Source organism: Arthrobacter sp. TmtSoilC77 (genome assembly GCF_059739415.1).
The window spans coordinates 4,059,111-4,072,996 of record NZ_AP046050.1 but is presented as its reverse complement, the minus strand read 5'-3'; the positions used below and the strand labels follow the sequence as shown (position 1 = coordinate 4,072,996).

General features: G+C 62.5%; 12 protein-coding genes and 1 pseudogene. 1 reads left to right on the top strand and 12 read right to left on the bottom strand.

Annotated features, from left to right (window positions below):
- Positions 1 to 22: 22 nt before the first annotated feature.
- From AC6I99_RS18750 to AC6I99_RS18700, 11 genes and pseudogenes are all read right to left on the bottom strand, one after another.
- Positions 23 to 442 carry an ATP-binding protein gene (locus tag AC6I99_RS18750; protein ID WP_497944351.1) on the bottom strand — a complete coding sequence of 140 codons (420 nt, stop codon included), beginning with the start codon at positions 440 to 442 and terminating at the stop codon, positions 23 to 25.
- A complete protein-coding gene (locus AC6I99_RS18745) occupies positions 435 to 767 on the bottom strand; it encodes an STAS domain-containing protein (protein WP_224089065.1) in 333 nt (110 codons plus the stop codon). The genes AC6I99_RS18750 and AC6I99_RS18745 overlap by 8 nt, the downstream gene beginning before the upstream one ends.
- Positions 757 to 2,745, bottom strand: coding sequence for a glycosyltransferase family 2 protein (locus AC6I99_RS18740; RefSeq protein ID WP_497944352.1), 1,989 nt, complete (start codon positions 2,743 to 2,745; stop codon positions 757 to 759). Before AC6I99_RS18740 ends, AC6I99_RS18745 begins: the two co-directional genes overlap by 11 nt.
- A 35-nt stretch (positions 2,746 to 2,780) precedes the next feature.
- A complete protein-coding gene (locus tag AC6I99_RS18735; protein WP_497944353.1) occupies positions 2,781 to 3,932 on the bottom strand; it encodes a PP2C family protein-serine/threonine phosphatase in 1,152 nt (383 codons plus the stop codon).
- Between the two features lie 178 nt (positions 3,933 to 4,110).
- Positions 4,111 to 4,578, bottom strand: a complete 468-nt coding sequence (gene bcp / locus AC6I99_RS18730; RefSeq protein WP_224089058.1) for a thioredoxin-dependent thiol peroxidase — start codon at positions 4,576 to 4,578, stop codon at positions 4,111 to 4,113.
- Between the two features lie 99 nt (positions 4,579 to 4,677).
- Positions 4,678 to 5,475, bottom strand: a complete 798-nt coding sequence (locus AC6I99_RS18725) for a winged helix-turn-helix domain-containing protein (RefSeq protein WP_497944354.1) — start codon at positions 5,473 to 5,475, stop codon at positions 4,678 to 4,680.
- An 11-nt stretch (positions 5,476 to 5,486) separates the two neighbouring features.
- Positions 5,487 to 6,836: an allantoinase AllB gene (gene allB / locus AC6I99_RS18720; RefSeq protein ID WP_224165429.1), complete on the bottom strand. Its 1,350-nt coding sequence runs from the start codon at positions 6,834 to 6,836 to the stop codon at positions 5,487 to 5,489.
- Positions 6,829 to 8,007 carry a glycerate kinase gene (locus AC6I99_RS18715; RefSeq protein WP_497944355.1) on the bottom strand — a complete coding sequence of 393 codons (1,179 nt, stop codon included), beginning with the start codon at positions 8,005 to 8,007 and terminating at the stop codon, positions 6,829 to 6,831. Before AC6I99_RS18715 ends, allB begins: the two co-directional genes overlap by 8 nt.
- A 19-nt stretch (positions 8,008 to 8,026) precedes the next feature.
- Positions 8,027 to 9,802, bottom strand: a complete 1,776-nt coding sequence (gene gcl, locus AC6I99_RS18710) for a glyoxylate carboligase (RefSeq protein WP_309928470.1) — start codon at positions 9,800 to 9,802, stop codon at positions 8,027 to 8,029.
- Between the two features lie 132 nt (positions 9,803 to 9,934).
- A pseudogene (locus AC6I99_RS18705) lies at positions 9,935 to 10,831 on the bottom strand (2-hydroxy-3-oxopropionate reductase); the annotation flags it as partial.
- Between the two features lie 110 nt (positions 10,832 to 10,941).
- Positions 10,942 to 11,745: a hydroxypyruvate isomerase family protein gene (locus tag AC6I99_RS18700; protein WP_497944356.1), complete on the bottom strand. Its 804-nt coding sequence runs from the start codon at positions 11,743 to 11,745 to the stop codon at positions 10,942 to 10,944.
- Positions 11,746 to 12,217: 472 nt separating this feature from the next.
- Here AC6I99_RS18700 and AC6I99_RS18695 point away from each other — a divergent pair, with 472 nt between their 5' ends.
- Positions 12,218 to 13,414 carry a hypothetical protein gene (locus AC6I99_RS18695; protein WP_497944357.1) on the top strand — a complete coding sequence of 399 codons (1,197 nt, stop codon included), beginning with the start codon at positions 12,218 to 12,220 and terminating at the stop codon, positions 13,412 to 13,414.
- Here the strand turns inward: AC6I99_RS18695 and AC6I99_RS18690 are convergent.
- On the bottom strand, positions 13,403 to 13,774 hold the full coding sequence (locus AC6I99_RS18690; protein WP_497961997.1) for a GNAT family N-acetyltransferase: 372 nt from the start codon (positions 13,772 to 13,774) through the stop codon (positions 13,403 to 13,405). The genes AC6I99_RS18695 and AC6I99_RS18690 overlap by 12 nt on opposite strands.
- Positions 13,775 to 13,886: the final 112 nt, after the last annotated feature.

Genomic DNA, 13,886 nt, shown 5'->3' with positions numbered 1-13,886 from the left:
AGGCGTGGGATGTGAGCGAGGATCAGGTGTTGCGGGTCAGGATCCACGTGTTGGTGCCGTCCTGGCGTTCGAAGGTCACGGTTGTCACCAAGGCCTCGATGAGCGCAAGGCCCCGCCCGGATTCTGCGTCCTCGTCCGGCATGTCGGGCTGCATGTCTTCAGCGAAGGGCTCGCGGGCGTTGAACGCACTGACCCTGGCCACCAGGCGGGTGGGCCGGACGCTGATGTCCACACCGATCTCCACGGGCTTCTCGCCCACGGGAAGGGCGTGTTGCACGATGTTGGCGGCGGCTTCAATGACTGCGGTGGTGAAGGTCATCCGGTCCATGTCAGGGACGAAGGAGGCGTCGTCCCACAATGCGTCAAGCTCGCCGTGGATGGCTTCGATTGCTTCCTCGTTGGACGGCCCGTGGTAGCCCCTGCGTGCGATGACTTCAGTCATTTCCGAACGCCTCCTCGGCTGAGGAATACGCGGTCAGAACGCGGTCCATGTTGGTAAGTTCCAGGACCATTTTGACCTGGGGCTGCACGCCGGAGATCCGTAAATCGCCGCCTGCCTGTCGGGCCGCTTTGAGGCAACCGATGAGGGCTCCGAGGCCGGAGGAATCCATGAAGTCCGTTTCTGCAAGGTTCACTACAACGCGGCTGGATCCACCAGCCACAACCTCTGCCACTAGTTCCCGCAGCTTCGGAGCGGCCACCATGTTCAACCGGCCGACGCTCTTCACCTCCGCGTAGGAGTCTTTGACCTCGTAGCTAAACTGCATCAGCATTCCTCTCTTCGGGGCGTCCAGGACCTTCCGGACCCGCCAATTCCTCAGGGACAAAGCCCTTGTACAAAACTGCCTTGACCAGGACGCTCAGGACCACAAGGTCGAAGGCTACCCACGCTACATTCACCAGGGTTCCGAGGGGCTCCGACAGGCCAGAAAGAAGCCGGGCAAGCCCAACAACCAGTGCAAGGGCAAGCAACGCAGCAACGATGATCTGTGGACGAATCAGGCTCCAACTGGGGCCGCCACTCTGCCTGGCCTTGGGGGTGACGGCGAATCCGAGGGGACGTCCGAACCACACGTTGCGTGCCGCCGTCGTGCAGGCCTTGATCCAGGTGGGGAACAGAGCGAGGCTGTACTGCTGTCCGCGCCAGGTGGGGATCCCGTGCCCGGCGATGACGAACAGCATCTGGTTTACCACCATGAACGGGATGAAACGGATGAAGAAGTCGAAGCTCAGGCTGGTCACGGGAAGGATGCCGAGCGTCAGATAGATGATCGGGGCCGCAAAGTAGACGACGGCCGCGAAGCCGCTCAGGTAGCTCCACATGGTGGAGAAGTACATGAGCCGCTGGCCCCATGTGAGGCGGCGTTGGACGAGAGGGTTCTCGCGCAGGAGGACCTGCATAGTGCCTTGGGCCCAGCGAAGGCGTTGGGTCAGCATGGTCTTGATGTCCTCGGGAGCCAGCCCGTTCGCGAGGACTTCGTGGTGGTAGACGCTCTTCCAGCCGAGGGCGTGCAGGCGCATCGCGGTAGCCATGTCTTCGGTGACGGAGATCGTGGCCAAGGGCATGATCGGCTGGGCTTCGTCGGTTCGTTCCACGGAAATGGCGTCCAGGACTGCGTGGACCGATTCGAGGGCGCCGAGCGGCGACCAGTCGCGTCCGGACATTCGGTCGACGGCGTCACTCGCCACTGTTGTGACACCAGACTCGCCGACGTGGGCCAGTTCCATGGCGGCGATTTCTTCGAGGTCGGATTGGAGCGCTGAGAAGTCGGCGGCCACGAGTGTGCGCACGGCGTCGTCCACTTTGCGGCGCACACGGTACGTGATCTCGCTCAGGGAAGCCCCGGCTTCGAGTTCCTGCTGGGCGTTTTCGGTTGCGGTTTCCACCTCGTTCAACATTTGCTCGACCAGCGGGTTTTCAGCCTCGGGCGACCGCCGGGCCTTCTTAATAGCGGTGCGCGACGCAGCCAGAGCACGGCGCACACTCTTCTCGGTGGCCTTGACGTAGCCCACCAAACCAAGCTGCATGAGGGCTTCCCTGCGCAGGATGGCGTTGGAGCCGCAGAAGAACGCCGCGTTCCAGCCGTCCTTGCCTTGCTGGATGGGGCCGTAGAACAGGGGAGCCTGGCTGCCCAGGGGATCGTCGGCGGGAACGTTGACGAAGTACTGGGGCGTTTGGACCAACGCCACACGGTCATCGTTGAAGTAGCCCAGCGTCTTGTCCAGGATGTCCGGCTCGGGGATCTGGTCGGCGTCGAGAATCAACAGGTACTCGCCCGATGTAATCATGAGCGCGTTGTTCAGGTTCCCGGCTTTGGCGTGCCGCGGCATGTCCGGTGTCCAATCGGCACCGCGGGTCACGTAGCCGATTCCGTTCGACTCGGCGAGCTCGCGCATCTCAGGGCGGTCGCCGTCGTCCAGGATCCAGGTACTGTGCGGCCAGCGGATGTCCTTGGCGGCGAGGGCCGTGGTCATCACCAGGTCTAGGGGTTCGTTGTACGTGGTGATGAAAACGTCCACCGTAGCGGTGTCCGGCGCCGCGGGCGGTGGCTTGCGGATCTTCAGGTTCCACACCGTCATGCCGAAGAGCATGACGTCAATGAGGCTGTAGGTCTCGGCAATCACCAACGGAACAGCGATCCACCACGCTTCCCAGTTCAGCGAAGCCAGCCAGCGCCACGCCACGTAGTTCACGCCCAGAATGACCGTTAGGACAACACAAAGCCGAGTCCAGAATCGCGTCACGTTCCCCCCTTTTTTCGTGGCTAGTACCGGATGATCTAAGCAACTCCGCTGTGGTTGCGTTCCAGCCCTGCATCGAGTGTTGGGTGAACCCCACGCCGTCGGTGAACCACGACGGCGGTCACGTCATCTTCCGCGGTGTCCGCCGGTGCCAGCTCAAGCAGGGCAGCGCAGACGTCTTCCGAGCTGCCCCCGCTCCGCGCCGCCTTCTCTACGTTCCTCACAAACTCTTCAAGGGAATCGTGCGCGTCGAGCACGCCGTCGCTGACAATCACCAGCGAATCGCCGGGCTCCAGCTGCAGTTCCGAGGCCGGCCATTGCTGTCCCTCCAGGATCCCGACGGGTGGCCCCGCGGAAACCAACCTCCGTGCCGCCCCCTCGGCCGGGACGTGCAGCCCAAGTCCATGACCGGCGTCGACATAGCTAAGCCTGCCCGAGGCACTGTCCAGGCGCGCATGGAACATGGTCACGAAGGACCCTGACTGGTCCAGGTCGGAGGTCAGCGTGGCGCTGGCGGAGCCGAAGGCGTCAGCAATTGCCGGGGTATCCGCCACGGACCTCATGACGGCGCGGACGGTGGCCGCTATCAAGGCCGCGCCCATGCCTTTGCCCATGGCGTCGGCGAACGTCAGGTGCATGCCGTCGCTGGTCTGGTACCAGTCGTAGAAGTCCCCACCCACGCTGCGCGATGGGCGGAATGCGCCAGCGACGTCGTAATCGTTCAGCCGCACCGTTTCCTGCGGGAGGAGGCTTGTCTGCACAACCGCAGCGCGGGCGAGTTCGTCAGTCTGGCGCGTGTCCTCGGCGGGCGTGCGTGCCCTGCGGAACAGCGCCCGGATGCGGGCCTGCAGTTCCTTAGGGCTGAACGGTTTGTTGATGTAATCGTCCGCGCCGGTGTCCAAACCGGTGAGCCGGTCAATCTCGTCGGCACGGGCCGTGAGCATCATGATGTAAGCGTCCGAGAACTCCCGGAGGCGCCGGCAAACTTCCATGCCATCGATGTCCGGGAGGTTGATGTCCAGCGTCACCAGTTCGGCGTTGGTGTTACGGACAGCCTCGACGCCGGAAAGACCGTCGGGCGCTTCTGTCACCACGAAATCGAGCTGCTCAAGGACCAGAACGAGGAGGCCACGGATGTCGGCGTCATCTTCGATGACTACAGCATGGCGTGGGGACGCGGTTGAGACCATGGCTCCATTAACTACTGCCGCGGAGCTTTTGTCACGTTTAGTAAAGGTACGTGTAACGCCCGCTCACAATAGTGGGCGGGCGTTACAAAATTTGTGCAGTTATGTGCGAGAGGGATTGCCCTAAAGCCGCAGGATGTGCGAGAGGGATTGCCCTAAAGCCGCGGGATGTGCGAGAGGGTTAGACGCCCAGCTCTTCCTTCAGGGCCTGGACGTGGCCCTGGGCGCTGACCTGGTACTGGGTGAGCTTGACGGTGCCTTCGCCGTCGAGCACAACGGTGGAGCGGACCAGGCCCTCGACGATTTCGCCGTCAACCAGCTTCTCGCCCCAGGCGCCGTAGGCAAGGGCCACGGAGTGGTCCTCATCGGAGAGCAGCGGGAAGGTCAGCGCAAATTCACCAGTGAACTTTGCGAGGGCCTCGGGGCCGTCGGGGGAGATCCCGATGACGTCGTAGCCGTTGCCCTGCAGGCTTGCGAGGTTGTCGCGGAAATCGCAGGCCTCGGTGGTGCAGCCGGGGGTGGCTGCCTTGGGGTAGAAGTACACAATGACGTTGCGTCCGCGGTAATCGGACAGCGAGACCTTGGTGCCGTCGGCGTCGAGCAGCGCGAAGTCAGGTGCTTGCGTTCCGACGAGGAGTTTCTGGGTCATGGCGATCCTTTACGTTTCACCGGCTTGCAGCCGGCATGCATTTAAAACAACAGCGGTCATTCGAAAATTGCGGTGCATTGATCTTTTACAACAGCGAAATCAGATGCTGTATTCCGCAGGTCCGCGCACTGTGGCATAAGGCCCTGGCACGAACTGGTAGCCACCACCACGGACGGTGGCGACAGTGTGGCGGGCGCTTCCGAGCTTCCGCCTCACCCTTCCAACATAAACGTCAATGGAGCGAAATGCCGCGCCGGGGAGGTCAAATGACTCCAGGAAACGTTGCAATTCTTCACGACTGATGGCCCTGGAGCAGTTCACTACGAGGTAGCGCAACAGCTTGTATTCCATGCCAGTAAAGGCAACCGGCTCGCCGTCGAGCAGTACTACTTCAGCCGCGAGGTCGATTGCAAGTTGACTACGGCGCCCGGCCAACATGACGGGCTCGACGGCGGCACTGCCGCTTCCGATCCGACCCCGGCCAACGGACCCATCACCCTCGCGTGCGGAGGTGATTCGTCCGTTCGACGGGGAGTTTCCGTCAGCCAGTGCGTCCGCGAGGGACACTGCGTCCGTCCCGAAAGGGTGGGTACCGGCGTCGGCGGCTTCCTGCGGAGTGCCGCCCCAGGAAGTATCGCCGACGCCGGAGTGTTCTGCCCCGATGGCGGGCCAGATGCGGACTTCCGCCTCCGGGGCAAGTTTCATGGCCCGGGCCAGCACAAGGCGTGCTGCCCGTTCCCAGACTGCAGGATCAATCTCGTCGCCCTCGGCCGGGTTGACCCAAAGAGCAAGGCCGCGCGCGCTCAGGCCGGGCTGTGTCTTGAGTCCCGGCCGCCGACCCATGGCCCGCGCTGCGGGGTCACGGAACGGCGGTGGCCCGTAGGCATTGACTGCCATGACGGTGGACCCTAAACGTTGCCGCGGCGGAGCAGCTTGCCGCCGGGGTTCTGGCCATCGATCGGGGTGCCGCGCAGGTAAGTTTTGCGGACGACGCCGGCCAGGGGACGGCCGTCGTACGGCGTGATCGGGTTCTTGTGCTTGAGCTTGGTGACGTCCACAACGAAGGCCTCGTCCGGGGCGAAGATGGAGAAGTCGGCGTCGTAGCCCAGGGCGAGCTGTCCCTTGTTGTGCAGGCGGGCCAAGGCAGCGGGCTTCTCGGCCATCCAGGACACGACCTGCTCCAGCGGGATGCCGCGGTGGCGGGCTTCGGTCCAGATCAGGGACAGGCCCAGCTGGAGCGAGGAGACGCCGCCCCAGGCCACTGCGAAGTCGCCGTTTTCCAGGTCCTTCAAGTCCAGCGTGGAGGGGGAGTGGTCCGACACGATGCAGTCGATGGTGCCGTCCTGCAGGCCCTTCCAAAGGAGCTCGCGGTTGGAGGCTTCACGGATGGGCGGGCAGCACTTGTACGCCGTGGCGCCGTCGGGGATTTCTTCGGCCATGAGCGTCAGGTAGTGCGGGCACGTCTCAACGGTGAGGTTGACGCCGTCGCGCTTTGCTGAGGCGATCATCGGCAGGGCGTCGGAGGATGAAAGGTGCAGGATGTGGGCGCGGGCGCCGGTCCAGCGGGCGCGTTCGATGACCTCGGCGATTGCCTTGTTCTCGGCGCCGCGGGGGCGGGAGGCGAGAAAGGTCTCGTAGTGGTCGCCGCCGGGGTGCGGGGCGCGGTCGATCGCGTGAGAGTCCTCGGCGTGCACGATCATGAGGGAGTCGAAGGACTTGAGCTCAGCCATGTCCTCTTCCATCTCGTCCGCATCCAGGTGCGGGAACTCGTCCACGCCCGAGTGCAGGAGGAAGCACTTGAAGCCGAACACGCCTTCGTCGTGCAGCGGGCGGAGGTCCTTCTTGTTGCCCGGGATGGCACCGCCCCAGAATCCGACGTCCACGAACGCCTGGTCCTTGGCGACCACGCGCTTCTGCTCCAGGCCGTCCACGGTGGTGGTGGGCGGGATGGAGTTCAGTGGCATGTCGATGATGGTGGTGACACCGCCGGCGGCTGCGGCGCGGGTGGCGGAGGCGAAGCCTTCCCACTCGGTGCGGCCGGGCTCGTTGACGTGGACGTGGGTGTCCACGAGGCCGGGGATGAGGGTTTCGTCGTCTGCGAGTTCGATGACCTCGTTGCCCGTCAGGCCGTTGCCCAAGGGTTCGATGGCGACGATGATGCCGTCGCGGATGCCAACTTCGCGTGCTGCGAGGCCGGCGGTGGTCAGGATGCGCTGGCCCCGGATAACGAGGTCATAGGCGCCAATTGCTTCAGACATTGAGGTACTCCTTGTTGTCGGGGTTGCCGGTCCGCTCCGCCAGGTACACGCCTATGTGCTTACCCAATTGTTCAAGCAACGGACCTGCTTCAGCGATACATTTTTGGACATCTTTTTCCAGATCGGTCAGTGCGTGGACCGTGTGGAAGCCGGCATCCGTGAGTTGTTCCCGGCTCAGGGTACTCCGGCCGCAGACTGCGATCACGGGAACCCCTTGGCGGGCCGCCGCTCGCGCGACGCCCATGGGCGTCTTGCCGAGCAGGCTTTGCTCGTCCAAGCTGCCCTCTCCGGTGATCACCACGTCCGCGCCCTTCAGCCTTTGTTCGAGCCCAGTGAATTCAAGTACGACGTCGATGCCCGGCCGCCGCTCTGCCTTCAGTGCCGCTATGGCAATGTAGCCAACGCCGCCTGCTGCTCCCGCGCCTTCTGCCTTGGCTGCGTACTTGGCGTGCTGGCCGGTTGCTGCTGCGAGCACGTCGACGAAGTGGCTCGCTGCGGCGTCCAGTTCGGTGACGTCGTCCGGCGTCGCGCCCTTTTGCGGACCGAAGATGGCTGGGGCTCCGCTGGCCCCCAAAAGGGGATTGTCGACGTCGGACGCCAGCACGAACTCTGTTGCCTCGACGCGGACGTCGAAGTTGGAGAAGTCGATGCTGTCGATTTCTGCGAGAGCCGCGCCGCCACCGGGGAGCTCGTTGCCGTCCTTGTCCAGGAACACTGCGCCGAGGCCCTGAAGGACTCCAGCGCCGGCGTCGGTGTTGGCGCTGCCGCCCACACCCAGGATGATCTTGCGGCAACCGAGGTCCAGCGCGGCGCGGATGAGTTCGCCCGTGCCGATGCTGGTTGCGGTTTTCGCCGTCTGCGACGTGGGGCCGTCCGGGAGGAGAGCGAGACCGGAAGCTGCCGCCATTTCGATGACAGCTTCCTGGTCCCGCACTGCGAAGTCGGCCTTCACCGGTTCCCCGAGCGGGCCGGTGACGGTGGTGGTCCGGCGGGTGAAGCCGGAACCGATGGCGGCGTCGATGGTTCCTTCGCCGCCGTCGGCTACCGGAATGCGTGTTGCCTCAAGGCCTGTTTGGCCGAAGCCTGCCAGCAATCCTGTTGCGAGATGCCTGGCGACGTCGGGCGCGGACAGTGAGCCCTTGAATTTGTCCGGGGCGATGACAACACGCATTCCGGTGCCTCCTTTTCCTTTAAGCCTTGGCGAGGATCGCGGTGGGTGCGTCCGCCGCGGTTTCTGCCAGCTCTTCGAACTCGTTCACGCCGTTGATCTCAACGCCCATGGAGATGTTGGTGATCTTTTCCAGGATCACTTCAACAACCACGGGAACCTTGAACTCGCCCATCAGTGCCTTGGCCTTGTCGAAAGCGGCAGGCATGTCGTTCGGGTTCTCAACGCGGATAGCCTTGCAGCCCAAGCCCTCGGCCACTTTGATGTGGTCCACCCCGTAGCCGTTGGTCTCCGGGGAGTTGATGTTTTCGAAGGCCAGGGAAACGTTCTGTTCCATGTTGAAGCCGCGCTGGCTCTGACGGATCAGGCCCAGGTAGCTGTTGTTCACCACAACGTGGATGTACGGCAGGTTGAACTGCGCTCCCACGGCCAGTTCCTCGATCATGAACTGGAAGTCGTAGTCACCGGACAAGGCAACAACGGTGGCATCCGGGGTTCCCCTTACAACACCCAGTGCTGCCGGAGCGGTCCAACCCAGCGGGCCAGCCTGGCCTGCGTTGATCCACTTGCGGGCACCGAATACGTGCAGCATCTGTGCGCCGGCGATCTGCGACAGGCCAATGGTGGACACGTAAGTGGTGTCGCGGCCGAAGGCCTTGTTCATCTCCTGGTACACGCGCTGCGGCTTGATGGGCACGTTGTCGAAGTTGGTCTTGCGGTGCAGGGAACCCTTGCGCTCCTGGCACTCGGCAACCCAACCCGAGTAGTCCGGCAGTGTCTTAGCCGACTGGCGCTCGCGTGCCAGCTCGATCAGGCCAGCCAGCGCCGCACCGGCGTCGGACGCGATGCCCAAGTCCGGCGAGAAAACGCGACCGATCTGCGTCGGCTCGATGTCGATGTGAACGAACTTGCGGCCGGCCGTGTAGGTGTCCAGGCCACCGGTGTGGCGGTTGGCCCAACGGTTGCCGATCCCGATCACGAAGTCGCTCTGCAGGAACGTCTCGTTGCCGTAGCGGTGCGAGGTCTGCAGGCCAACCATGCCGGCCATCAGCTGGTGGTCGTCCGGGATGGCGCCCCAGCCCATCAGCGTGGGGATAACCGGAACGTTCAGGATTTCGGCCAACTCAACCAACTGGGCCGAAGCGCCGGCGTTGATGATGCCGCCACCGGCAACGATCAGCGGGTGCTTGGCCGACGTCAGCATGTCCAGGGCCTTTTCCAGCTGCTTGCGGGAAGCCTTGGGCTTCTCGATGGGCAGGGGCTCGTAGGTCTCGATGTCGAACTCGATCTCGGCCATCTGCACGTCGATGGGTAGGTCCAGCAAGACCGGGCCCGGACGACCCGAGCGCATCAGCTGGAACGCCTTCTGGAATGCGCCCGGAACCTGGCCCGGTTCCAGGATGGTCATGGCCATCTTGGTGACCGGCTTGGCGATGGACTCGATGTCCACGGCCTGGAAGTCTTCCTTGTGCAGCTTGGCAACGGGTGCCTGGCCGGTGATGCAGAGCATGGGGATGGAATCCGCCCATGCTGCGTACAGTCCGGTGATCATGTCGGTGCCGGCGGGGCCCGACGTACCGATGCAGATACCGATGTTGCCATCAGCAGCACGGCTGTAGCCGTCAGCCATGTGGCTGGCGCCTTCAACGTGGCGGGCCAGCGTGTGGCGGATACCGCCGTGGGCACGCATTGCTGAGTAGAAGGGGTTGATCGCTGCGCCTGGCAGGCCGAAAGCCTCGGTGGCGCCTTCCTTTTCCAGGATGGCGACTGCCGCGTCAACGGTGCGCATCTTAGCCATGGTGTACTCCTTGTTTTTGCCCTTTTCGGGCGAAGTCTGTGGTGTTTTTGGGTGTGGTGAGGGAGCCGCCGTCGTTTATGTACGACGGCGGGTTCCCTGCTGTGTTGCTGTGTTGCCTCTTGGGCGGCTGGGTTACTTCCGGCCGCTGAGCTGGAGAACCTGCTTGAAGAGGCCCGAGTGGTCGAGGCCGCCGTCGCCCTGGTTGACGGTTGCGGCGACGAGCTGGGCAACGACTGCGCCGAGCGGGACAGCGACGTTGGCTTCGCGGGCTGCGGAGGTGACGATGCCAAGGTCCTTGTGGTGAAGGGCCAGGCGGAAACCGGGGTCGAAGTTGCGGTCGAGCATCTTCTGACCCTTTTGGTCCAGGACCTTGGAACCGGCCAAGCCGCCGCCGAGGACCTTCAGTGCTGCGTTGGTGTCTACGCCGTAAGCCTCGAGGAAGGCGATTGCTTCGCCAAGGACCTGAATATTGACGGCTACGATCAGCTGGTTTGCTGCCTTGACGGTCTGGCCGGAGCCGGACGGGCCGACGTGGACGATGGTCTTGCCCACTGCGTTGAGGACATCCTGTGCTGCCTCGAAGTCTGCAGCTTCGCCGCCGACCATGATGGACAGGACGGCGTCGATGGCGCCCTGTTCGCCGCCACTCACTGGTGCATCCAGGGGGCGGATGCCGGCTTCTACTGCTTCTTCCGAGAGGCGCTTGGCGACGTCCGGGCGGATGCTGGATGCGTCGATCCAGATGGTGCCCTTCTTCGCGTTGGCGAAGACGCCGTCCTTGCCGCTGACTACGCCCTCAACATCGGGGGAGTCCGGGACCATGGTGATGACGACGTCGGCGTCCTTGACTGCGTCCGCGATGCTGGTGGCACCCTGGCCGCCCTCGGAGACGAGTTTGTCGATCTTGTCCTGGCTGCGGTTGAAACCGGTGACCGTGTGGCCGGCCTTGACGAGGTTGATGGCCATGGGGAGGCCCATGATTCCGAGGCCGATGACTGCAACGTTGCTCATTGTGGTTCTCTTTCCGGGGAAGTCTGTGTGTCTTTTAACTCAGGTGTGCTTACCCAACTAGGTCGCATTAGTGCGCGTTTTGAGGGTTCTAAACGCGCTCTGCTGCTACTTACTTGGGCGCGCGGGGCTTAGTTGGCTGCGGCGCGCTGGCGGATGGCCCAGCTGAATGCCGTTTCCTGCGGTTCCTTGTACTCGAGTCCGATGTAGCCGTCGTAGCCGAGTTCGCGGCTGCGGGCGATCCATTCGCCGAGGGGCAGGTTGCCGGTTCCGGGTGCGCCGCGGCCGGGGTTGTCGGCGATCTGGATGTGGCCGAAGTCCTTGGCGTGGTTCTCGATGACGGATTCGACGTCGTCGCCGTTGACTGCCAGGTGGTAGAAGTCGGCGAGGAGCTTGACGTTCTGTGCACCGGATTCTGCCTTGACGCGAGCGATGACCTTGAGTGCGTCTTCAGCCGTGAGGAGCGGGTACTTGGGTGCGCCGCTCACCGGTTCGAGGAGGACAGTTCCGCCGATACGGGCGACGCCGGCTGCTGCGGTTGCGAGGTTCTCGGCACCAATGGCGTCCTGCTTTTCAGGCGATTCGCCGTCGACGCGGTTGCCGTAGAGGGCGTTGAAGGCCTTGCAGCCGAGGCGCTCACCGATGCCGGCGACGACGTCGATGTTGTCCTGGAACTCGGTGGAGCGTGCGGGCCAGGAAACCAGGCCGCGGTCGCCGCCAGGCATGTTGCCGGCGTTGAAGTTCAGGCCCGTGAGCTGAACGCCGGCGTCCTTGATGGCGGTCTCGAACTCGGTTACTTGGGCGTCGGTGGGGACGGAGGTCTCGAAGGGCCACCAGAACTCGACGGCGTCAAAACCGGCTGCCTTCGCGGCGGCGGGGCGCTCGAGCAAGGGCAGCTCCGTCAAGAGGATGGAGCAGTTCACTGTGTACGTCATCGTAGGTCCTTCCGAGGAGGGGCTTTGATCTATCTTCCGGGTTGCTTGGCTGCTGCCTTGGCGCTTGGCTTCAGTTTCCGCTTTGTGGAATTTAGATTCTGCTTTATGAAAAGTTTAGGGAAGGTGGGGGTGGGAGTCAAGGGGGTGGGAATTTGGGATACCAGCGGACGTTCTCACCTGAAGGTTGCCCTGCGGTGCCATGCCATCCCATGGAAGTGGGAGTTTTGAGACGCTTCGGGCTTGAACGAAGAAAGTGGCGGCCAATGTGAGCTGCTGGCCATCGATCCCAAACTAGGATTGCTCTTGGAGTCGGTGAAGGGGTGGGGTAATGATTGGCAGCATAGATACCGTGCGGAGCGTGCATGACTTGGCGTCGGCTTGTGCTGAGGATGGGCATGTTAGATGTGCGAGTCCTGCGAACTGCTCGGAATTCCTCGGTTGGGCGCGTCGTGAGCTGGACGCTTACCGGGCCGTGGTGCAGAATGAACCAGACGCGCAGGCGTTGGGGCCAGAAGGGCCAAGTGCCGCGGCTTCGACGGCTGCATTGTTGGCCTGCGTTGAGTCCAGCATTCTTTCCGAGCCGTGGGTAGGGTCTGGTCTTCAGAGGTCAATCTGGGCAACAACAGCTTTGGCTCGCCTGGCTGAGCGAGGAATTCCTGCGGACGCGGTTGTCCGCAGTCATATGGCCGTCGCCCTGCGGCGGAAAATCGCACTCCATATCGCAATTGCTTGGTCATATTCTAAGCGCGAAGGCAGCCGGGACGGCATTCCCTATCAGGCCCGAGACTGGCTCGAGTGTTTTGAGCAAGCGGTTGATATGCAGGCTGCAGATGCTCCTGACACTTTCGTTGACGTGCTGGTTGCGAGCTCGACGGGAAAATTCCGCGGAGTAATTGATGATTGGCTGGGATCGACCGCTGTAGCTCATATAATTGATTGGCGCATTGGCGATCCGCTTCCAGTGGTGGTGCCGTTGAATTGCATGTCCTGCTCGGGGGGAGCTTCTGCTACTCAGTGGGTGTTGGACCGCTTTAGCAAGCCCTTTATGCATGCCTGGGAACCTGAATCGGTGTCCTGGGAGTTGAGCTTTGCTTTGGAGCCCACCGAAACTGCCAAAAGGAGCGGCGTTGACATCCGGTGGTTGAATGAAAAACCTGCTTCGGCCATTCTTGCGGCAAGTGCGCTTGTCCGCCAGCATACGCTCTGGCCTGATGAGCCAGATTTCATTCTCACTGGGGTTTCAGAGGGTGATGTTGTTGAAGACATTCTCCACCTCGTTGGTTCCGGGGAAATAAGAAGTGCTCAAGAGTTCGCAACCGAGGTTGCCGGTCGAAATCCCGGGAGTTTTGCTCTGCGCAGACTATGTGCATTTACCTTGATACCCACAGATCCAGTGACGGCCCGGGGCATGCTGTTGAAGTATGAACAAGGCGGCGACCCGTGGCTTGGGCAGATAAATCTTATCTGCTGCTTGATTGCCGAAAGGAACTTTATGGGAGCCTTGGACTTGGTCAACGCATCGGACCCGACTGGTTGGGATAGTGAAGGCGGCTGGCTTTGGACGCCCGAGTCACTTATGAGTGACCAGCCGCTTGTTAAAGGCGTGTCAGCTGTGGAGTGGCTGAGTCACACCCGCCATATGCTGAGTTTGCATACTTCACTTCCCTAAAAAGGACTTTCGGACTGACTTCATAGGTATCATGAGCTGCAACTCTGCGACCGGAGACCTGAAGCACTCTGCATGGTGTTCGTAGAATGCACGAGCGTTCTCATCCCGGGCATGGATAAGCACAGCGCGGGCTCCTACCGATTCGCTGATATTTGCGGCCCGATACAAGGCGTCTTGGAGGAGCCCAACACCGATCCCTTGATTCTGGTGACCGTTATCGACCGCGAGCCGGGCCAGGAGAATGCAGGGTATGTCGGATGGTGCACCGCCCTTGGTGAGTTCGGGGTTGACCTGGGCCTTGGCGACTCCAGCAACAGCTATGGAGTAAAAGCCCACGACCCTGCCATCCAGGCACGTCACATATGTAATGGCGTTGTTTGCCCGAAGGTTCTCATATGCAAAACGACGTAGCCACTCATCTATTTCGGCAGCGCCCGAGTCAAAAGTGCTGCAGTCGTCGCTTCGTTCGAGC

Coding starts and splice junctions, on each gene's coding strand:
- AC6I99_RS18750 (WP_497944351.1), bottom strand. CDS start 442: ATGACTGAAGTCATCGCACGCAGGGGCTACCACGGGCCGTCCAACGAG.
- AC6I99_RS18745 (WP_224089065.1), bottom strand. CDS start 767: ATGCAGTTTAGCTACGAGGTCAAAGACTCCTACGCGGAGGTGAAGAGC.
- AC6I99_RS18735 (WP_497944353.1), bottom strand. CDS start 3,932: ATGGTCTCAACCGCGTCCCCACGCCATGCTGTAGTCATCGAAGATGAC.
- bcp (WP_224089058.1), bottom strand. CDS start 4,578: ATGACCCAGAAACTCCTCGTCGGAACGCAAGCACCTGACTTCGCGCTG.
- AC6I99_RS18725 (WP_497944354.1), bottom strand. CDS start 5,475: ATGGCAGTCAATGCCTACGGGCCACCGCCGTTCCGTGACCCCGCAGCG.
- allB (WP_224165429.1), bottom strand. CDS start 6,836: ATGTCTGAAGCAATTGGCGCCTATGACCTCGTTATCCGGGGCCAGCGC.
- AC6I99_RS18715 (WP_497944355.1), bottom strand. CDS start 8,007: ATGCGTGTTGTCATCGCCCCGGACAAATTCAAGGGCTCACTGTCCGCG.
- gcl (WP_309928470.1), bottom strand. CDS start 9,802: ATGGCTAAGATGCGCACCGTTGACGCGGCAGTCGCCATCCTGGAAAAG.
- AC6I99_RS18700 (WP_497944356.1), bottom strand. CDS start 11,745: ATGACGTACACAGTGAACTGCTCCATCCTCTTGACGGAGCTGCCCTTG.